Origin of the sequence: Nitrospira sp. (assembly GCA_035968315.1) — a bacterium.
Classification (GTDB): Bacteria; Nitrospirota; Nitrospiria; order Nitrospirales; family Nitrospiraceae; genus Nitrospira_D.
The window spans coordinates 271,089-290,805 of the sequence record JAVYIN010000002.1 but is presented as its reverse complement, the minus strand read 5'-3'; the positions used below and the strand labels follow the sequence as shown (position 1 = coordinate 290,805).

18 protein-coding genes and 1 tRNA gene are annotated in these 19,717 nt (G+C 57.5%); all 19 read left to right on the top strand.

Going from position 1 to position 19,717, the window contains the following annotated elements; all coding sequences use genetic code 11:
* Positions 1–38: 38 nt before the first annotated feature.
* The 19 genes from RI101_01700 (at position 39) to RI101_01610 (ending at position 19,715) form a co-directional block, all read left to right on the top strand.
* A complete protein-coding gene (locus RI101_01700) occupies positions 39–1,130 on the top strand; it encodes a BamA/TamA family outer membrane protein (GenBank protein MEC4888747.1) in 1,092 nt (363 codons plus the stop codon).
* Positions 1,131–1,209: 79 nt separating this feature from the next.
* On the top strand, positions 1,210–2,163 hold the full coding sequence (locus RI101_01695; protein ID MEC4888746.1) for a DUF3187 family protein: 954 nt from the start codon (positions 1,210–1,212) through the stop codon (positions 2,161–2,163).
* A 189-nt stretch (positions 2,164–2,352) separates the two neighbouring features.
* Positions 2,353–4,302 carry a 1-deoxy-D-xylulose-5-phosphate synthase gene (gene dxs / locus RI101_01690; GenBank protein MEC4888745.1) on the top strand — a complete coding sequence of 650 codons (1,950 nt, stop codon included), beginning with the start codon at positions 2,353–2,355 and terminating at the stop codon, positions 4,300–4,302.
* A gap of 41 nt (positions 4,303–4,343) precedes the next feature.
* A complete protein-coding gene (gene ispG / locus RI101_01685) occupies positions 4,344–5,531 on the top strand; it encodes a flavodoxin-dependent (E)-4-hydroxy-3-methylbut-2-enyl-diphosphate synthase (protein ID MEC4888744.1) in 1,188 nt (395 codons plus the stop codon).
* Positions 5,532–5,591: 60 nt separating this feature from the next.
* Positions 5,592–5,666, top strand: a tRNA-Cys gene (locus RI101_01680).
* Between the two features lie 190 nt (positions 5,667–5,856).
* Positions 5,857–6,873 (top strand): adenosyl-hopene transferase HpnH, encoded by a 1,017-nt coding sequence (gene hpnH, locus RI101_01675; GenBank protein MEC4888743.1) that lies wholly within the window; start codon positions 5,857–5,859, stop codon positions 6,871–6,873.
* Between the two features lie 20 nt (positions 6,874–6,893).
* Positions 6,894–7,289, top strand: a complete 396-nt coding sequence (locus RI101_01670) for a hypothetical protein (protein MEC4888742.1) — start codon at positions 6,894–6,896, stop codon at positions 7,287–7,289.
* Between the two features lie 267 nt (positions 7,290–7,556).
* The gene (locus RI101_01665; protein ID MEC4888741.1) at positions 7,557–8,102 is read left to right on the top strand and encodes a carboxypeptidase-like regulatory domain-containing protein; all 546 of its coding nucleotides are present in this window, start codon (positions 7,557–7,559) and stop codon (positions 8,100–8,102) included.
* Between the two features lie 214 nt (positions 8,103–8,316).
* A complete protein-coding gene (locus RI101_01660; protein MEC4888740.1) occupies positions 8,317–8,874 on the top strand; it encodes a c-type cytochrome in 558 nt (185 codons plus the stop codon).
* A gap of 37 nt (positions 8,875–8,911) precedes the next feature.
* Complete coding sequence (locus tag RI101_01655) at positions 8,912–10,615, top strand: cytochrome ubiquinol oxidase subunit I (GenBank protein ID MEC4888739.1); 1,704 nt, start codon at positions 8,912–8,914, stop codon at positions 10,613–10,615.
* 50 nt (positions 10,616–10,665) lie between these two features.
* Entirely contained in the window at positions 10,666–11,472 is an 807-nt protein-coding gene (locus RI101_01650; protein MEC4888738.1) for a cytochrome c, read from the top strand.
* Positions 11,472–12,407, top strand: a complete 936-nt coding sequence (locus RI101_01645) for a ubiquinol-cytochrome c reductase iron-sulfur subunit (GenBank protein ID MEC4888737.1) — start codon at positions 11,472–11,474, stop codon at positions 12,405–12,407. The genes RI101_01650 and RI101_01645 overlap by 1 nt, the downstream gene beginning before the upstream one ends.
* 2 nt (positions 12,408–12,409) lie before the next feature.
* Entirely contained in the window at positions 12,410–13,525 is a 1,116-nt protein-coding gene (locus RI101_01640; GenBank protein MEC4888736.1) for a cytochrome bc complex cytochrome b subunit, read from the top strand.
* Between the two features lie 55 nt (positions 13,526–13,580).
* Complete coding sequence (locus RI101_01635; protein ID MEC4888735.1) at positions 13,581–14,564, top strand: hypothetical protein; 984 nt, start codon at positions 13,581–13,583, stop codon at positions 14,562–14,564.
* Positions 14,565–14,590: 26 nt separating this feature from the next.
* Positions 14,591–16,447, top strand: a complete 1,857-nt coding sequence (locus tag RI101_01630; GenBank protein ID MEC4888734.1) for a cytochrome ubiquinol oxidase subunit I — start codon at positions 14,591–14,593, stop codon at positions 16,445–16,447.
* Between the two features lie 27 nt (positions 16,448–16,474).
* On the top strand, positions 16,475–17,098 hold the full coding sequence (locus tag RI101_01625; GenBank protein ID MEC4888733.1) for a cytochrome c: 624 nt from the start codon (positions 16,475–16,477) through the stop codon (positions 17,096–17,098).
* Between the two features lie 10 nt (positions 17,099–17,108).
* Complete coding sequence (locus tag RI101_01620) at positions 17,109–17,828, top strand: cytochrome c (GenBank protein MEC4888732.1); 720 nt, start codon at positions 17,109–17,111, stop codon at positions 17,826–17,828.
* A 52-nt stretch (positions 17,829–17,880) separates the two neighbouring features.
* Positions 17,881–18,714, top strand: a complete 834-nt coding sequence (locus RI101_01615) for an ethylbenzene dehydrogenase-related protein (protein MEC4888731.1) — start codon at positions 17,881–17,883, stop codon at positions 18,712–18,714.
* Complete coding sequence (locus RI101_01610; GenBank protein MEC4888730.1) at positions 18,711–19,715, top strand: c-type cytochrome; 1,005 nt, start codon at positions 18,711–18,713, stop codon at positions 19,713–19,715. Before RI101_01615 ends, RI101_01610 begins: the two co-directional genes overlap by 4 nt.
* Positions 19,716–19,717 lie beyond the last annotated feature (2 nt).

Genomic DNA, 19,717 nt, shown 5'->3' with positions numbered 1-19,717 from the left:
CTGCCCGGGCGGACACACAAGTCTTTCCGGTCCCTTCTGTGTCCACCACGCGCAACGACGGCAGCGACGCAGGCCTGATCATGCCGATTCTGGTGACGGATCCGGACGGCGAGCTGAAGTATCTGATGGCGCCGATGGTCATCCGGAATTCGATCGTCGGGACGCGGGGGGTATTTAATCTCTTCCGGTATGAGCCCGGAGGGCGCGAAACGCGCTTCATCGGATCGTTCACGGAGAAGATCGAGCGCAAGCTGGTCTTTTCCTACACGGATCCTGCGTTCAGTAACGGGCGGTATTTCCTCCAATTCGGCGGGTCGTTTTTCAAGAATGCCACTTCCCGCTTCTTCGGCATGGGGCAGGATTCTCTCGAAGGGAATGAAAGCAACTATACGGCGCGAGAGTTCCGCGCCAATTGGCGGTTTGGGATTTACGCCAACGAAGTGACCCAGATTGCAGTGGCGCAGCGATTTCGCGATGTGCAGTTGCAGCGTGGGGCGACGGATCTGCCTTTTACTGTCGATCGGTTCGGCGGGGTCGATGGCGTCAAAGGGGAGTCCATCATTATCGGCCATCGGGCGAGTTTTCATTATGACACGCGCAACAATCTGGTCACGCCGACGGACGGAATGGCGGTGACGGCTTATGCGGAGTTGAATCAGAATATCCGGAACGGCGATCATCCCGTTTATTCACGCTACGAGCTGGAGGTGAAGCAGCTGTTCCCCAGCGAATCGAAGCGGGCCATCCTGGTGGTGCGGGCGGACTTGCAGGCGACGATCGGCACCCAGGTGCCGTTTTTCGAGCAGAGTTCGCTGGGTGGCCAGAATAGTTTGCGTGGATTCGGCGTCGATCGCTTTATCGACAAGCACCTGGTGGCCTTCAGCGTTGAGGAACGAATTCATCTTGCCAGGACGAGACTGGCCGGCGTGATGGCCGATTTCGAAGTGGCCCCGTTTGTCGATACCGGGCAAGTGTTCGGAGATTTTAAGGACGTCAGCTTTAAAGATTATCGGGTCACGCCGGGTCTCGGGATTCGGGGGATTGTTCGTCCGAATGTGGTGGGGCGTCTTGATTATGGATTCAGTCGTGAAGGCGGCGCGATTTTCGCCGGGCTCGATTTCCCCTATTAAAGGGATGGCGAGGTGGTGCCTGATGGTAGGGCGTGGATGCCGTTGGGCGGTTGTTCTGGGTCTTGTACTCTGCAGTGGGATGGTATCACAGAGAGCCGCCGCTGAGGGGTTTGGTCCATTCCCTGTCCGCAATTTCCAACCCATCCATCAATTGGTGCTCGGGCTGCCTGGTGATCGGGCCTCGGTGCTCAAGGCTGGCGAGCTGGATCTTCGGATCGAACTGGCCAATACCGCCAACGTCTTTTCCGATACGACTCCGCAGACCTCGGTGGCGATGAAGTTTGAAAGCCTCCGGTCGGGGGTGTTTCTTCGTTATGGAGTAACGGAACGCCTGGAGCTGGCAGCCGAAGTTCCTCTGTTGTTTCGCTATCGGGGCATTATGGATGGCATGATTCAAGCCGTCGAGCGGGGGACGACCGGTCTCGCGCCGGATCGGCGCGCGCTGAAGGATGCGGGATACCAGTTTAGCGTGAGGTCCGGCGGCCGAACGGTGATGAGCGGGAAAGAGGGCGTCGTGGGCTTGGGCGATGCGTCGGTGATGGGAAAGTATCAACTGCTGACCGAAACCGAGTCGGTTCCTGCGGTCTCCTTGCGGACGGCGATCAAGATTCCCACCGGTGATGAGCCCCATTTCTTGGGGAGCGGAAGTCCTGATTACGGTGTGGGGCTGGCGATGGAGAAGCGTGTGGCGCGCGACTGGATGGTGTATGGCAATGTGAATGGCGTGCTGCCGACAGGGAGGATCGCGGGGTATTCGTTGCAGCCGGTGGTGTCAGCCCTGGTGGCCGTTGAGTATCTCTGGTCCAAGGACTTCTCGCTGACCGCGCATTTCGACTATTTCTCGTCGCCGTTGCATGGCACGGGAACCAGTGTGCTTGATAAAGGCGTGACCGAGGCCGTGTTGGGGTTTAGCTATCGGCTCAAGCCCCATCTCTTGTGGCAGGTGTATGGAGTGGAGAACCTGGATTTTATTGTCGGCAGTGCGGCTGACTTTACGTTGTCGACTCTGGTGACCTATCAGTTTGGATCGTAGGGCCTGCTGGGCGGCGGCGAGGCCTTGAAGTGAGAGCGTGGAGCCGAAGTGCTTGACATCAAAAGATGTGTGTGTGAGACTTAAAAAAGTATGGTGGTCAATCTACGCAATCGAAGGACCATCCCTCTCTAGGCAGAGTTCCATTGAAATCATTGAGTTTGTGAAGTGACAATATAGGGAGACACTCCTATGTCGATCTTAAAAACCATCCAAAGTCCTGCCGATCTCAAGCGGGTATCGCCAAGCCAGTTTCCGGCGTTGTGTGAAGAGATTCGCGAGCAGATTATCAGTACTGTCGCGAGCGTCGGCGGGCATTTGGCTTCAAATCTGGGCGTCGTCGAGCTGACGGTGGCGCTGCACTATCTCCTGAAAACGCCGACCGACAAGATCGTCTGGGATACCAGCAATCAGGCCTATACGCACAAACTCCTGACCTCTCGCCGGGAGCAATTCCATACCCTGCGGCAATACGGCGGGCTCAGCGGTTTCACCAAGCGGGAAGAGAGCGAATACGATACGTTCAATGCCGGTCATGCCGGGACCGGCGTGTCGGCGGCGTTCGGCATGGTGGCCGCCCGTGAGCAGTTGGGCCAGAAACATAAAGTGGTCTGTGTCGTCGGCGATGGCGCGATGACCGCCGGGATGACGCTCGAAGGTTTGCACCATGCGGGCGGCCTCGGGAAAGACTTTCTGGTGATCCTGAACGACAATCAGATGTCGATCTCCAAAAATGTCGGGGCGATTTCAGCCTATCTGAGCCGGACTATCACCGGCGAGTTTTACGGAAAGGTGCGTGAGGAAACGGGCCAGTTGCTCGGGAAGATTCCGCATATCGGACCGGACATGCAGAAGCTGGCGCGGCGCGCAGAGGAGCTTGCCAAGGGCGCGATTTTGCCGGGATTGCTCTTCGAAGAATTGGGTTTCCAATACAGCGGCCCTATCGACGGCCACAATTTCGAGCATCTGCTCCCCACGCTGGAGAACGTGCTCAAGATGAAGGGGCCGGTGCTCCTCCATGTCATTACGAAAAAAGGCCTGGGCTATGAGCCGGCCATGAAGAACCCGGTGTGGTTCCATGCCTGTCCGCCCTTTGTGCGCGAAACCGGCGTGCCGGCGAAGAAGGCGGTGCGTCCGTCCTACACGCAGATTGCGATGGAGTCCCTGACGAAGCTGGCCCGCGAAGACAAGCGGGTGGTGGCGATCACCGCCGCCATGTGTGAAGGGACCGGCCTCACGGCGTTTGAGAAAGAATTTCCTGATCGCATTTATGACGTAGGGATTGCCGAGCAGCATGCGGTGACCTTCGCTGCCGGGCTTGCCACGCAAGGATTGAAGCCTGTCGTTGCCATGTATTCGACGTTCCTGCAGCGAGCCTACGACCAGGTCGTGCATGATGTCGCCACCCAGAATTTGCCGGTCGTGTTCTGCATCGATCGGGGCGGCCTGGTGGCGGAGGATGGCACCACGCATCACGGCGCATTCGACTACGCGTTCCTGCGCCATGCGCCGAATATGACCGTGATGGCTCCGAAGGATGAAAATGAATTGCAGCATATGATGAAGACCTGTTTGCAGCATGAGGGGCCGGTGTCGCTCCGCTATCCGCGTGGCATTACCCTTGGGGTGCCGATGGATGCGGCGCCGACGGCGCTTCCGGTTGGGAAGGGCGAATTGCTGAAGGATGGGTCGGAGGTGGCGATCGTCGCGATCGGGGTGTCCGTCTGGCAAGCGATGCAGGCGGCCGAGCGGCTGGAGAAGGAAGGTGTCTCGACGGCTGTCGTGAATGCCCGCTTTGTGAAACCGCTTGATCATGAGTTGATTGCCGATGTCGCCAAGCGGGTCCGGTACGTGGTGACTGTGGAAGAGGGCTGCAAGATGGGCGGGTTCGGCTCAGCCGTCTTGGAGTCCCTGTCCGATGCCGGCGTGACCGACGTGACGACAAAGGTGCTGGGATTGCCGGATTGGTACATTGAGCAGGGGCCGCAGGATTTGCTGCGCGAACGGTATGGCCTGACCGCCGAGGGAATCTATCAAAGCGTGAAGGAGCTCATCGGGAAGGCGCCGGCTGTGAAGCGCGACCGGTTCAGTGTCGGGTCTGTGGTGGATCATCTTCCGCACGGCGACGAACAGGGCAGCTAAGAGAACACCTAACCCGTTCAACGGGAGACCTATATAGAGCCATGCATATCAGCAGGAGAAAAACCCGGCAGATTACCGTGGGCACGGTCAAAGTCGGCGGTGATGCGCCGGTGTCCGTGCAATCGATGTGTTCGACCGACACGCGCGACGTGGCGGCCACGATCGAGCAGATCCGCCAGCTGGAAACCGCCGGGTGTGAAATTATTCGTGTCGCCGTGCCGGACGAAGATGCCGCGAAGGCCTTGCCGAAGATCAAGGCGGCGATGACGGTGCCGTTGATTGCCGATATCCACTTCGACCACCGGCTCGCGCTTCAGTCGGCGGAAATCGTGGATTGCGTGCGCATCAATCCCGGAAACATTGGCGCCTGGTGGAAGGTCGAAGAAGTCATCAAGGCGGTCAATGAGCGGGGAATTCCTTTGCGTGTGGGCGTGAACGGCGGCTCGTTAGAACGCCATTTGCTCGACAAGTACGGCTGGCCGTCGCCCGAGGCCCTTGCGGAATCGGCGCTGAACGCCGTCCATTCACTGGAAGATGTCGGCTTCACCAATATGAAGGTGTCGCTCAAGGCGTCCGATGTGCACCATGCGATCGATGCCTACTGGCTCTTTGCCCATCAATCCGATTATCCGTTGCATATCGGGATTACCGAAGCCGGCACCGCAATGACCGGTGCCGTCAAGTCGTCCATCGGACTCGGCTATCTGCTCTCGCAGGGCATCGGCGACACATTGCGGGTCTCGCTCGCGGCGGATCCGGTGGAAGAGGTCAAGGTCGGATTCGAGATTCTGAAATCGCTGGAGCTGCGCCATCGGGGCATCAATGTCATCGCCTGTCCGACCTGTGGACGGGTGGAAATCGACGTGGTCCGCATGGCGAACGAGCTGGAAAAGAAGCTGGGCCATATCAAGACGCCGCTCAACGTGTCCGTGTTGGGCTGTGTCGTGAACGGGATCGGCGAAGGGAAAGAAGCGGATATCGGCATCGCCGGCGGCGAAGGGAAGGGCATTCTCTTCAAAAAAGGAAAGCTGGTCAGGAAAGTGCCGATGGAAGAATTGATGGAGACGTTGATTCAGGAAGTCGAGCAGCTGGCCAAGGAAAAAGAAGCGGAAGGCAACGGAGAGGCCATCGCCCAAGCACATGAAGAAGGCTGGGAGCCGCTCGTGCCTGAGTCCGGTCAGCCGTCCACGCTCGGCAGAGAAATTCCCGTCCTCTCAAATAAACGGTAAGTTTTTCTTCTCGCCACTAGCCTCCCGCCCATTGGCCAGACTATAATGCCCCCTTCGTGAGGCGCCGTACCCAAGTGGTAAGGGAGCAGTCTGCAAAACTGCGATGCAGCGGTTCGAACCCGCTCGGCGCCTCCAATCAGATCCCTCTTGCCCCCGTGGCGATGCGTGTCGAACGCGGCGCATCGTTTGAGCGCCGTTCTTCTCAGTAATGGAAAATTGACGGGGTTCAAGCCAGATGTTAGACTTTGCCGAATTGTTAGATGCTTCCAACTCCGGCTACTCCACATAGCCGCTCACGATACAATCTCATCGGAAGGAGAGGGGAATGGCCGTACCGCTTTCCCAGATGTATACAGTCTCGAAGTATGTGCTCACTCAGAAGTTCAAAGGGGTGAAGCGTTATCCGCTGGTTCTGATGCTGGAGCCGCTGTTTCGCTGCAACTTGGCCTGCGCCGGTTGCGGGAAGATTCAATACCCCGATCATATCCTCGATAAGCATTTGACGCCTGAGCAGTGCTGGGCGGCGGCGGAGGAATGCGGCGCGCCGATTGTCAGCATCCCCGGCGGTGAACCGCTGATCCATCCGCAGATGGCCAAGATCGTTGAGGGGCTGGTTGCACAGAAGCGCTATGTCTATCTCTGCACGAATGCCATTCTGATGGAGCGCAAGCTTGATGAGTACACCCCCTCCGAGTTTTTGACGTTCAGCGTCCATATGGACGGGTTGCGCGATGAGCATGATCTGGCCGTCTGCCGCGACGGGGTGTATGAGGTGGCGGTCAAGGCGATCAAGGCGGCCTTGAAGCGCGGGCATCGCGTGACGACGAATACGACATTGTTCGATGATGCCAACCCCGAGCGGGTGCGGAAATTTTTCGACGAGATGATGGCGCTGGGGGTCGAAGGGATGATGATCTCTCCCGGGTACAGCTATCAGAAGGCGCCGGATCAGCAGCACTTCTTGAAGCGTGAACGCACGCGAGAGCTGTTCTCCAAGATTCTTGGCAGCCCCAAGCGCGGCTGGCAGTTCAATCAATCGCCCCTGTTCCTCGATTTTCTGATGGGGAATCGCGATTACCAGTGCACGCCCTGGGGCAACCCGACTTATAACGTGTTTGGCTGGCAAAAGCCCTGCTACTTGCTGCAGGAGGGCTACACCAACACGTTTCGCGAGCTTATGGAGCTGACCGAGTGGGACAACTACGGCACGGGCCGCAATGAGAAGTGCGCGGACTGCATGGTGCATTGCGGGTATGAGGCCTCCGCCGTGGAGGATACCTTTGGGACGATGTCCGGATTCAGCCGAACGGTGAAGTTGACGCTCCTGCCGACGAGCCGGTAGGTGCTTCGAGGATACGGATCATGACAGATACCAAGACTCATGGCGAACCCATTGGATCGGGCCCTCTGCAGGGGCGCCGGTTCAATCCGCGCTCATTCAAAGAAACGGGTGATGCGATCGAGTTGGCGTTTGATTATCGCGGCGATATCACGGTTGCGCTCAAGTCCGGCGAGCAGGTGTGCGGGTATCTCTACAATCGCGAGGTGAAAGGGGCGGATTCTACCTTCGACCTCTTTCCAGCCGACGGCGCCGGGACTCGGCGCATTCGCTATGAGGACGTTGAAATGGTGGCGTTCTCCGGCGAGGATACGGCGTCGGGGAAATCCTGGGAAACGTGGGTGGCCAAAAAAGAGTCGGAGCGCAAGGCGGAAGCGGATCGAGTGGCCGCCGACGCCAAAGCGCGCGGGTATCTGTAGCTCCCTCCTCGTTCCTGCTCCTCTTTTCTCCTGTGCATCGCATTCTCGTGACTCTCTTTCCCCTCTTGCCATTCTCTGTGGCGCCGATGGGGCTCCCGCAGACGGAATTCCTATATCCAGACGCATTATTCTCTTCGTCCTGTAATTGACAAGGCATAGGGGCTATGGTAGAAGAGTCGGCCTTAAAATCAGCTGAGGGCCTGTGTCCGCAATGTATGACAGGACAAGCTGATGTGTGCGATGCAATGAGGGGATTGGCGCAGACGAGTGGAGTGGAAACAGATCAGGCAATCCGGCTCTCGGTGGAGTGTTGCTGCCGCAATAGTCGGTATCGGTGCCTTCCTGGTTCAGCCTGCCATTCTCTATGCGACGCATGAAGCGGACCACCGGTTTACGGTCGAAGGCTTTGTGTGCGGGGCCGACGGGAAGCCAAGCGCAAACGTCGAGGTCCTGGTTAAGGACACGAGAATATCGTACGGGCAGACTGTTACGACGGGTGAGGATGGGTACTATCGGGCGGCGTTTCACCTGCATAATGACAATCTTGGTGATCCGCTTCTCGTAGAGGCCAAGGGAGAGCAGCAGAATCTCAAGATTCAGTTTGATCCGAAGGATCTTGAGAGCGAACGAAAAGTTCAGGTCAATTTTGGGTCTGGATGTGTGCATGATCGATCGGCTCCTCCGGTAGGGTTGTTGGTGGGGTTGGGCGTGGTGGCTGGAATCGTCGGTCTCTTTGTCGGGATGAAAGTGATCAAGTCCCGGCGAAAACGAGGGGCTAGGCTGGAGAAGGGGCAGGGAAAGAGAAGGAAATAGCCAGGCGATCCGGTTGCGGGTGGGCAGTGTGGCCGGTTCGATGCGCGTTAGCAGGGGTGTGGCAAAGCTGTGATGTATTGTGGCGAATGCATGGTGGCGCTTTTGTCGAGGGGACGGTAATCCTCTGCGGGAGCGTCTTTTTTTCTGTCTTTTTACTGCGCATACGCGACATTGAAAAGAACGATGGGCGGAAGGAAAGGAGTGGTGAATTGATATGAAAGCTTCATGGCATTTGATGTTGGCGTTGGGAATGGGATTGGCGATTGCCGGTTGCGGCGGCGGTGAGGGCGGTGGCGAAGGACCGGTCGTTCCTCCTCCTCCTGCGCCCGCGGAATATGCGGACAAGCATATGCCTGCCGGCTGGTGGACGGATGCGGCGAAGCTTGAGGAAGGCCGGAAGCTGTTTATCGGCGAGACCAATCCGGACGTCAACTGCGCCAGCTGCCACGGCAAGGACGGCAAGCCTGTCAAGGCAGGTGCCCGTGATTTCCGTGTCACTGACCGTATGAAATTGTATTCGGACTCTGTCTGGTTCTGGCGTATTTCCGAGGGCGTGCCCAACACCAAGATGAAGGCCTGGAAGAGCAAGTTGTCCGACGAAGACCGTTGGAAGCTCGTGTTGTTTGAGCGCAGCTTCGGCTTGGCCGGCAAGGGCTGGGATGAGGGCAAGAAGTCGTGGGTCGATGCGGCCAGTGTGGCGGCGGCGCCTGCGGCGGCAGCCCCGGCGGCAGATGCGGCGGCGGCTCCTGCAGCCCCGGAAGCTGGAAAGTAAGTCGGATTAATCTAGTTAGGAGGAGCGGCGAGGCATCATGAAAACATGGCAGCGCAGTCTCATGGTTCTCTTTGCGCTTCTGGCGCTGTTCGGCGGGGCGGCCTATGCACAGGCACCGGGTACGCCCTCGGTGGAATTCCCGTACACCGGGAATCGGACAGCGGTCTGGATCGTCGCTCAGCTCCATATCCTGTTTGCGGGATTCATTCTCGGCGCTCCGATCTTCGTCGTGATCTCGGAGTGGCTGGGCTACCGCAAGCAGGATCCCCGCTATGACCGGCTGGCAAAGGAAGTCACCAAGGTTACTGTCATCCTCTACAGTATGACGGCCTTGACCGGCGGTCTCTTCATATTTGTCTTGCTGGCGACCTATCCGCAGTTCACGACCTGGTTGATCAACCACTTCTTCATGGTCTTCGCCGTCATCTATCCACTGCTGTTCATCGGCGAGACCATTGTCCTCTACTTGTATTTTTATACCTGGGATGCGTGGAAGGGGAACAAGAAGGCGCGCCATATTGCCCTGGGTGTGCTGTTGAACCTGATCGGGTCGATTACCTTGTTCGTCATTGACGGTCCGACGTCGTTCATGAATACCCCGGTCAAGGCCGAGGGTGTATCGCCGGCGGAATTCTTGGCGACGGCGACGATCTGGGACAAGATGTTCAATTACAGCTGGATGCCGCTGAATCTCCATCGCCTGGTGGGGAATGTAACGTTCGGTGGATTCGTGGCCGGGTTGATCGCCGCCTATATGTATATGGGCTCGACCAAGGACGAAGAGCGCTCGTATTACGACTGGATGGGCTTTGTTGGAAACATGATCGGAGTCGGCGCGTTGCTCTTCCTCCCGTTCATGGGCTACTTGCTGGCCTACGAGCTCTGCGACTACGACGCGTCCATTTGCCCGTACATGATGGCCGACCAGCTCTCGATGTTCTTTGAGATGCAGGGGGCGATGATCGGGCTGATCTTCCTGGCCAGTAACTACTATATCTGGCTCAGCATGAAGCGGATCGAAGGGGTGGAGAAGGTTCGCATGACGATCCTCGCGCCCATCGTGATGGTGGCTCTGCCGCTGGTCATGACCAAGGTTCTGACCGATTATCCGGCGCCTGATCCCAAATCGCTGATGTTCCTGTTGCCGATGTTGCTGGCGCCGGCGGTCCTCGGACGCTTCATCCCCATCACGGTCTCGTCGAGAACCGTCATTAAGATCGGCTTCTTGATGGTTGTCGTGGGAAATGCGATCTGGATGACCCCGCACGGGTTCGTGCCGACCGGGGCCAAGCTGGTTGCTGAACTGGAGCTTCCGTCCGATTGGAACTTCCTGGCTTTGATGCCGGCGAAGAACTCTGCGGCCTTTACGCTGGTGTTCGTCACCGTCGTCAACTACATCATCTACAACCGGGCTGTCACGCAGGGCACGATTGTCTGGGGTAAGATCGACTATGCCTCCCAGTTTGTCTTGATCTTCCTGGCCTTCAGCGCGATTTGGACCATGGGTCTGATGGGCGCCGTTCGCTCGCTCCTGCGGAAGTATTTCCATACGTACAACCTGCTGCCTGACTTTACGGCCGAATCGTTCACGCCGACCCTGGCCTATTCGGCTTGGTATATCACCGGCATCACGGTGGTGTTCTACGCGGTCGTCAGTTTTGCGATCATTGTCACGCTGCGCGCTTCGCATCCAAAGGAGCAGGCGCATGAGGGCGAGGCAGTTCCGGCAGGGGCCAAGTAACGAGTCGATTATTCCTGGTGCATTCATAGGGATCTAGAACGAGGAGCATTATGGGCAAGGCAATCATCAAGATTATCGTCGGACTCGTGATCGGCGCCGGCCTCTATATGGCCACGATGGCGTTCGACTTTCCGCCTGTCTTCCGATGGCTTTTCTTTGGGTATGCCATGCTGGGCACCATCGTGTTCTTGATCTTGGATGCCCCGACGATGAAGGTCATGAGCGGAGGCAAGGCGCTGGTGTCCTTGCTGGCGTTTTACGCCGTGCTCTGCACCGTGTTCATTTCCGGCGCCTCGCTCTGGCCGCAATATGATCCGGAGGACGAAAAGGGGAAGATCGTCAAGCTTCTGAAGGGGAAACCGAATCTCTTGGATCCCTGGAAGGCTGAAGAAGTAATTGCCCGTGCGAAGGATCTCGATCAGAAGGCGAAAGAGTTGACCGAGCGCATCAAGGCTTTGGGCGCGGCTCAAGCACCGGCGGGCCAGGAAGCCGGCGGAGCAGGTGCAGCTGTGGCCACGACCGGCGCGGCCGGTGGCGATGTGTTAAAGCTGGGCGAGGAGCAGTGGCAGCTCCAGGAGTGCTATAACTGCCACAAGCTGAAGGGTGAGGGCGGAAAGAAGCGCGGCCCCGAGCTGGATAATATCGGGACGCTGCTTCCCCAGGATGAAATTGCCAGAAAGATTCTCGATCCCAAGGCCTACAAGGCTGAAGGCTTCGATGCCGAGTACGAGAAGGGCAAGATGCCCGACAAGTACAAGGATCTCATGGAGCCGAAGGATGTGCAGGCGCTGGCGGCGTGGCTCTCGACATTCAAGAACACGTCTGTGAACACTCCGAAACCCATCAAGATGAAGTAATGATGCAGCCGAAACTTAAATCCAAGGTCCGTGCAACGGACCGTGAAATCGGAGAAGTGACGCGAGTCATCGTCGATCCGCTCTCGCACGAGATCAGCCATATCGTGGTCTCGATGAACGGCAGCGGTGAGCGGCAGGTGGCCATGACTTTCGTGCAGTCGGTCGCCGAGGGTCTTGTCGAGCTGCGTGCCGCATCGGGGGATATCCTTGAGCTGCCGCCATTCAAGCGCGATGAGTACGTGACCACGCATGAAGTGGAAATTGCCCATCTCGAAGAGAAGGTGCATGTCACGCCCGGAGAAGTGCTCGTTCCGTTCCCGGAGCTTGAAAAGAGCGTCAAGCGCCGCACTTTCTTCATGAATTTCACGCACGTGATCGGGTTCCTGATCGGGTTGCCGATCGCGTTCCCGGTATTGCGCTATCTGATGAAGCCGATGTATTCCCCATTCGATAATGGATGGCTGAAGGTCGGCAATATCAGCAAGATCAAGCAGGACGATATCGGCTTCCAGTTCAAGTATAAGCGCAAGGTCAAGGAAGCCTACATGCCGGAATCTGAAATCGAAAAGAATGTGTGGATTCTCAAGGCCACGCCGGCGGTGTTGGAGAAGGTGTACCAGGGCAAGGACCTGGAGTTTAAGGACGCCTACGGCAAGGCGGTCTGGACGAATAAGAAAGATGTGCCCTTCGTGGCATTTTCTGGCAAGTGTCCGCACTTGGGCTGCGGCTATAAATGGCGTCAGCATAAAGTCCTGGGCCAGGTGTTCCTCTGTCCCTGCCACCTGAGCATTTACGACGCATCCGGGAAAGTGCTCGATGGGCCTGCTCCGCGGTCGCTCGATTCACTGCCTATCAGAGTATCGGCCACGGGAGAAGTGGAGATCATCGACATGGAATTCAAGGCCGGCACTAAAACTCAAATTCGGATCATCTGAGCATGATGGAACAGACACCGCCTTCAGCGACCGGGCTTACCGCACTCGAAAAAGTCATCGCGTTTGTCGATGAGCGGGTTGGTCTCAAGACCATCCAGGCGAAGATGCTCAATGAGCCGGTTCCCGGCGGTTCCCGCTGGGCCTATGTGTTCGGTTCAATTCTGCTCTTTATTTTCATCATGCAGGCCGTCACGGGCATCCTGCTGATGTTCTACTATGTGCCGACCGCCGATCACGCCTTTGCCAGCACCCAGTACATCATTCATGAAGTCGATTACGGCTGGTTCCTCCTCAGTTACCATTTCTGGGGATCGACGGCCATGGTGGTCTGCGTGTTTGCCCATATGTCGCAAGTCTTCCTCTGGGGCGCCTATAAGAGTCCTCGTGAGTTGATTTGGCTTGTGGGTTTGGCGCTCTTCGGCCTGGTCATGGGTTTTGGATTTACCGGCTACTTGTTGCCGTGGGATCAGCGGGCCTATTGGGCGACGACCGTCGGTGTCGAAATCATGGATAAGACGCCGGTCATCGGCGATTTTATGGCCCGGTTCCTCAAGGGGGGAGCCACGCCTGGGCAGATGACCTTAAGTCGGTTTTTCGTCATCCACGTCATGATTCTTCCTGCCGGCCTGATGGGACTTGCCGGACTCCATATCTTCTTGTTCCGCGCCGCAGGACCTGCTGGTCCGTTCCGTGGCACGCCGGAAGAAATCAAAGCGAAGACCGACTACTTCTTCCCGCGCCAGATTTGGAAAGACATCGTCGGGATGGTGACGGTATTTCTCACGATTTGCGCCTTGGCATTCTGGGAGCCGGTCGTGCTGTTGGAAGAGGCGACGCCTGACCCCGGTGATTACCATCCTGAGCCGGAGTGGTATTTCCTGTTCCTATTCCAATTGCTGCGCCTCAAGATGTTCGGCGGTGAATTCGGCCAGTTCGTGGGCGCGATGGCATTGCCCGGCGCATTCATGGCGCTCTTGGCCGCGCTGCCATTTATCGATCGCGATCCGGAGCGGAATATTTTCAAGCGTCCCATCGCCCTGATCGGTTGGATTGTGGTCATGGCGATGATTCTGCTGTTCACCATTGCAGCCATTATCAACCGGGAATTCCTGGATTAATCGTGCGAAGCGCCTGCGCTTTGCCGGTGGTTACACTATGACGGAACGAGAATCGATGACTCCGTTGAAGCTGGGATTGAATGTGCTCTGGTCCGCGTTTTGGACCGGCTTCCCCATCAAGCTGGCCATTGCCCTGCTCTTTCTGGCTCTGGGCATGATGCACTTCGAGGGGCGCATTGGCCTGGCCCTCCTCATGTATCTCGCCAGTCCCGTGACGGTTTTCGCGATGCCGATTCTCAGCATGGCATTCGAACCGCATCTCGGAGAAGGTTTCGGAATTGCGCTCTTGTTCCTTCTGTGCATTCCCATCGACATCTGGGCGATAGGGGTGGTGTCTCGAACGGTATTCCTTGAAAAGTTACGGCTTGAGCCGCCGGATGGATTGGCGCTCTCGCTCTGGATCAAGACCGCGCTGGTTGGCGCGGTCTACATGCCGATCCTCTGGTTTGTGGTTGGTTTTGTGACCGAAAATTCGATCGCGCTATCGCACGCGCTGTTTGAAACCGAGATGCTGAAAGCCGTTCCCGTGGCGGAGAAGATCGGCATTGAGTTGACCCTCTGGGGCAGCGTGTCATTGGGGGTGCTGCTGGTGATGCTGCTCATCGGGGTCGCATTGGTCGGCCGGGTGATCAAGGGCGCGTCGCAATCGGCGCAGCCGACCGGTCAGAGCTATCAGGACATTATTACCCGGTGGGACCTGATGCGGGTGCCAGCCGACCAAGGATTGATGCTGACCGCGATTACGTTGATCGGGGTGGTGCTGTCTCTGCTGTTCTGGTCGGCGCTGCCGGTCAGCACGCCGCATCCCCATGAGTGCTGCAAGAAGCCTGAAGTCAAAGCCCAGCCGCCGTATAAACCGGTCGAGGCCTTGAATAAAGACGAAAAAGCCATCACGGTGCTGGCTGCCCAGGTCGAGTCGCTTGAAAAGATGAAAGCGGAAGAAGAGGCGGCGAAAGAAAAAGAGAAAGATAAAGGGAAAGCCGTCAAGGCTAAGCCTGCTGACGCCAAGGCACCAGTGAAAGCTCCGGCAACACCCTAGGACTGGGCGATGGAGAGGTGATATCCATGATGCAACGGCGTGGAATGATTGAACAGCTTATTCGGCTCCTTGCCAATTCGCCCGCCGCAGTGGCGGCCTGGGTCGTGGCAGCGGGGGCGTTGATCGCTCCGGCTATCGGATTGGCGGCGGATTCTGGCGCGACCGCGGCTGTCGCCTATCGGGACGTGCCTCTCGTTGGAAGCCGGAACTTGGTGTGGGTCATTGCGCAATTGCATCTGTTGCTCGCGGGCTTCGTGCTGGGTGTGCCGATTTTCGCCTGGCTTTGCGAAGTGGTTGGATGGCGAAGCGGCGAAAAGCGCTACGACAAACTGGCCAAAGAATTCACCAAGCTGCTCAGTTCCGCCTATTCCACGACCGCGCTGTTCGGTGGAATTCTTTTGTTCATCCTGATCGGGGCCTATCCCAAGCTCATGGCCTACCTCAGTGATATTTTCTTTCCGTCGTTCATGGTCTATTGCGCCTTGTTCCTGCTCGAAACGGCCACCCTCTATATGTATTGGTATGGATGGGATGCGATGTCGGAAGGCCGGGGGAAAGTCTTCCACATTTTCCTGGGGTTCATGCTCAACGTATTCGCCTTCTTCATCATGATTATCCCGAACTCCTGGGCCACGTTCCAGGCGAGTCCGGTTGTCATCGCGGAAGGGTCGGATCTGGCGAGAGCCTGGGCGGCAACCTGGAATCCAACGTGGTGGCCGGTCAATATTCACCGGTTGATCGCGAACGTCGTGCTCGGCGGCTATATCTGCGGGGCCTACGCGGGAATTCGGTATTTGTCCGCCAAGGGGCCGGAAGAGCGTGAGCACTATGATTGGATGGGCTATGTCGGCAATTTCATCGGCGTGTTCGGCTTGTTGCCGTTGCCGTTTGCCGGCTATTGGCTGATGCGTGAAATTTATCAGTATAACCAGCAGATGGGCATCACGTTGATGGGCGGCTTCCTCTCCTGGCTCTTCATCCTGCAAGCCATGCTCATCGGGGTCCTCTTTCTCGGGTCGAACTATTATTTCTGGATGGGCATTACCCATCGCATTCCGGGGTCTGAAGCCCAATATAAGAAGCCGATTTTGACGATGCTGGTGATCCTGCTCTTGTGTCTCGGAGTCTGGATGACGCCGCATTCGCTTGTGGCCAGTCTGGAAGAGGCGCAAAAGATGGGTGGCACGCACCATCCCCTCCTGGGCGTCTTCGGTGTTATGTCGGCCAAAATGACCGTGTCGAATCTCATGGTGCTCGTCACGTTCATGAGCTTTCTGATGTACTGGCAAGCCGGCAAGCAGGCGACGGTGGGATGGGCGCGCGTGGCCAAGGCCGTGATGAACGCGCTTCTTGTCCTCGCTGGCTTGGCGGTGATCTCCCTGGGTGTGTACGGGTATTTTGTGCCGGCCATTATCCGCATCAATTACTTCTCCACGTCGCAGGTCGGCATCGTGCTCTTCGTGCTGGTGACCTTTACCCTGTTGACCTCGGCCATTTTGAAGAGCGCGAAGACGACAACGGAAATGGTGTGGGGCAAGATGCCGCCGCGCGCCGGTTACTCCCTGGTGCTCAATGCGGTGATGGTGATTCTGCTGATGACGCTGATGGGCTATGCCCGCTCCTCATCCCGCGTGCACTGGCATGTATACGGCGTCATGCGGGATTCCTCCCAGTATGCATTCTCTCCCGCGCTGGGTTATGCGGCCGCGCTGATGGCAGCCAACACCTTCTTCTTCTGCATGATCGTGGCGTTCATTTTCTGGGTGGCGACGATGGGCGACAAGGCGAAGGCCGGAAAAGATGGTCATGGGAAAGACGAGATGGGCCATGGGGCATTGCCCGCAATGGCCGGCGGTTCACCGACATTGGACAAGCAGAGCTAACGGTATTGTCTTGCTCAGAGGAGTCCTATGAGTGAAGTCGTAAAATTACAGTTAATCGGACTATCAGTCGTCGGGACGGGTATCATTATCCTCCTGTTCATCCAATCGAAGTTTTTGCGGGTGATTGGATTTGTGGCGATTGTCCTCGGGCTCTTCTCCCTGGTCGCGCTGGCGGTGCCGCAGATGGCCTCGCTGCCTCCGGCGGAAGAAAGCATCGACATAGCGAGCATTAAAACGCCAGCCGATATGGCCTCCATCGGACAGAAGATTTTCTTCAGCAAGGGCCAGTGCGCCTTATGTCATTCAATTGGGCCGAGCGAATCCGCGCGCTGTCCGGATTTGAAGGGAATCGGCGCCAAGCTGAGCCGGGATTTTATTTTCGAGAGTTTGACCCAGCCTCAGGCCTACATCTATCTGGACTATCGCCACGAGGGCCTGCCCAAGGAATATCCGGCGCGCATGCCCTATATCAACAAGAACCCGATCGGCCTCTCAAAGAACGAGATTTTGTCGGTGATTGCGTTCTTGCAGCAGATGAGCGGCGAGCCCATTTCGGTGAATCCGTCGGAGTTGGAGATGCCAGGGGCGGCCCCGGCGGCTCCCGTGAAGTCGGCGCAATCTGAAACCGTGACTGTCGCGCAAGCGCACTGAGGAGGAGTATATGGGGGGATCTCTGCTCAAGCCGGCAATCCTGATTGGGATCGTCTATGTCATCCTCAAGTTTGTGGTGCCGAATATTCCTGGATCGGCGCCGCTGCCCTCCAGTCTCATCTTCCTCTATTTGATGTTGACGACGACCGGCATCGTGATTTTTGCGACCCTGAGCAGTGAATCCAAGGATGCCTTCTGGAATCCGATTCAGCGCTTCATGACCGGTGAAAATATTGGCGGGTTGCAAGCGGTCCGCTATGCCGTATTGATCGTATTTCCGTTGTTCATTGGCTACCAGGCTTACGGAAGCACCGCCACGAGCGACGCGCCCCCCGCTGAAAACCGGACGATCCATCCGGCTCCTCCGGGTGAGTACACGGGGCTTTCGAATCCCGTCTCCAAGACGCCGGAAAACATCATGCAGGGCAAAGGGTTTTATGCCGCGTTTTGTTCTCCGTGCCACGGTGGAAAGTTCGATGGCAAAGGGCCGGCGGCACGGGGCTTCAATCCGCCACCGGCGAATTTCTCTGACCCCACCACCATCGCCATGCTGCAGGAGAGCTATCTCTTTTGGCGCATCAAGAAGGGTGGCGTGGGACTCCCCATCGAAGGCATGCCCTGGAAATCAGCCATGCCCCGCTGGGAGCTTGAATTGCCGGATGAATGGATCTGGAAGATTATTCTCGGCGAGTACGATGGAGCCCATCAGTCGCCGCGGACGTGGGAATAATGCGGTTGGGCAGTGGCATATCGTCTAGTCGCACATTGAAAACGAGGCCAGTATGAAACCGGCAAAACGAATGAGGCAGTGGGTCATGCGAGGGGGCGTAGCGGTGACGGCCGCATTGCTCCTCGGTGGAGCGACGCTCAGCATGGCGCAGGAGGGCGTGTCGGTCAGCGCGCCGATGGTCAAGGGCGCATTGCCTGTCGATGATCCTAATGCGGCCGTGTGGAGCAGCGCGAAACCGGCGACGTTCCCGATGTCGCCCCAGGTGCATTGGCCGAACCGCATTCAAGAAGTGACGGTCAAAGATCTTTCCGTCCGGGCGTTGCACGATGGCACACAGGTGGCCATTCTCTTGGAATATGCCGACCCGAGCCAGGATCCTGACGATGCCGCAGCGTTGCAGTTCATGGTGGGAGATAAAAAAGCGCACTTCGCCCACGGGCAGCCCATGGCCCAGGTCGAAGGGGGGCCGGTCAACATCTGGTATTGGAAGAACAAGGATGACAAGGGCGTGGATATGAACGCCCAGGGGTTCGGGACCTTGAAAATCCAGAGCCATCAGGATGTGAAGGCCAAGGCGGCCTATGCCAATGGAACGTGGAAAGTGGTGTTCTCCCGTCCGCTTTCGACGGAGCATGCTGCGGAAGATACACAGATTACGCCAGGCGGGTTTATCAATATTTCCTTTGCGGTCTGGGATGGCCGGAAAGACGGCGCGGGCGAAATCGTGGAAAAGGGATCTCAGAAGGCGGTCTCTTCCTGGTGGTATTTCCGCGCCGAAGCTCCGCCGGATTATTCAGCCTACTACTATGCGGCCTTCGCAGCGGCGCTGGCCCTAGGGTTTCAGTTTGTCCTGATCCGCAAATTGAAGAAAGGGCAGACAGCATGAAGGCGGCAAGACTACAAGTCATCGGGACGGTCGCCGGCCTGATCGGGATCTGGGCGATGACCGCAGGCGGTTGTGCCAATGAGCAGCAGAAGAAGGGGCAGGAGTTGTACGCCCACTACTGTATGCATTGCCACGGTGAAAACGGACGGCAGAACGAGGGCTTTAATTGGTCCTCGATGCCAGACCCCAAGCCGAAAGACCTCTCGAATAAGTCGGAAATGGGCACCTTTAAGGACGAAGATATTTTCAATACCATTTCCCGCGATATGAAGGACACCAGCCCGGGCGGGGATAAAATCGGCGACGACGACTTTGCCGTGCCGACCATGCCGACCTTCAAGTACACCCTCTCCGAGGATGAGATCTGGTCGATCGTCGGCTATGTCAGAACCCTTCATGGCATGAAGCTGGAGTTTAAAGTCGAAGAGCGCAAGAAGGAATTGGCCGAAGGCTTGAAGACGGCGCAGGAGAAATTCGAGCAGGCGAAGCAGACTTTCGAGGCGGCGGAAAAGAAGGCCAGCGAGGAAGCAGAAAAGAAAGAAGCCGAAGTGGACGAGTCCCTCTATGCCAAAGAGCAGGCGGCGATGGCGGCGGCCAAGAAGGAACTCGATGCCGCGCAAGCGAGCCTCAATAACTTCTCCATGCGGCCAGGCAAGGGCCAGAACGTGGCCCGCCCGGATTTGACCATGACGCCGGAAGTGATGGCGCAGCAGGTTGAGCTGGGCAAGCGCCTCTATCAGAACAAGTACGGCTGCAATGGCTGCCATAGCATCGCCGAAGAAGGCGGGAAGGTCGGGCCGGCCTTGGATCGTGCGGGATTCCGTTTGAACGGCACCTGGATTTACCGGTGGCTCAAGAACCCGCAGGCCATGAAACCGGAGACGCGCATGCCGGCATTGGGGTTGAGCGATGCCGATGCGAAGGCCGTGACGACCTATCTGGGTACGTTGCGCGCACCTAAAGCCGAAGAAGCCCCGGCCGCAGTGAAGCCGGCCAGCTGAGT

Coding starts and splice junctions, on each gene's coding strand:
- RI101_01635 (MEC4888735.1), top strand. CDS start 13,581: ATGACTCCGTTGAAGCTGGGATTGAATGTGCTCTGGTCCGCGTTTTGG.
- RI101_01625 (MEC4888733.1), top strand. CDS start 16,475: ATGAGTGAAGTCGTAAAATTACAGTTAATCGGACTATCAGTCGTCGGG.
- RI101_01610 (MEC4888730.1), top strand. CDS start 18,711: ATGAAGGCGGCAAGACTACAAGTCATCGGGACGGTCGCCGGCCTGATC.
- RI101_01660 (MEC4888740.1), top strand. CDS start 8,317: ATGAAAGCTTCATGGCATTTGATGTTGGCGTTGGGAATGGGATTGGCG.
- RI101_01645 (MEC4888737.1), top strand. CDS start 11,472: ATGATGCAGCCGAAACTTAAATCCAAGGTCCGTGCAACGGACCGTGAA.
- RI101_01630 (MEC4888734.1), top strand. CDS start 14,591: ATGATGCAACGGCGTGGAATGATTGAACAGCTTATTCGGCTCCTTGCC.
- RI101_01615 (MEC4888731.1), top strand. CDS start 17,881: ATGAAACCGGCAAAACGAATGAGGCAGTGGGTCATGCGAGGGGGCGTA.
- RI101_01620 (MEC4888732.1), top strand. CDS start 17,109: ATGGGGGGATCTCTGCTCAAGCCGGCAATCCTGATTGGGATCGTCTAT.
- RI101_01655 (MEC4888739.1), top strand. CDS start 8,912: ATGAAAACATGGCAGCGCAGTCTCATGGTTCTCTTTGCGCTTCTGGCG.
- RI101_01695 (MEC4888746.1), top strand. CDS start 1,210: ATGGTATCACAGAGAGCCGCCGCTGAGGGGTTTGGTCCATTCCCTGTC.
- hpnH (MEC4888743.1), top strand. CDS start 5,857: ATGGCCGTACCGCTTTCCCAGATGTATACAGTCTCGAAGTATGTGCTC.
- ispG (MEC4888744.1), top strand. CDS start 4,344: ATGCATATCAGCAGGAGAAAAACCCGGCAGATTACCGTGGGCACGGTC.
- dxs (MEC4888745.1), top strand. CDS start 2,353: ATGTCGATCTTAAAAACCATCCAAAGTCCTGCCGATCTCAAGCGGGTA.
- RI101_01640 (MEC4888736.1), top strand. CDS start 12,410: ATGATGGAACAGACACCGCCTTCAGCGACCGGGCTTACCGCACTCGAA.
- RI101_01650 (MEC4888738.1), top strand. CDS start 10,666: ATGGGCAAGGCAATCATCAAGATTATCGTCGGACTCGTGATCGGCGCC.
- RI101_01670 (MEC4888742.1), top strand. CDS start 6,894: ATGACAGATACCAAGACTCATGGCGAACCCATTGGATCGGGCCCTCTG.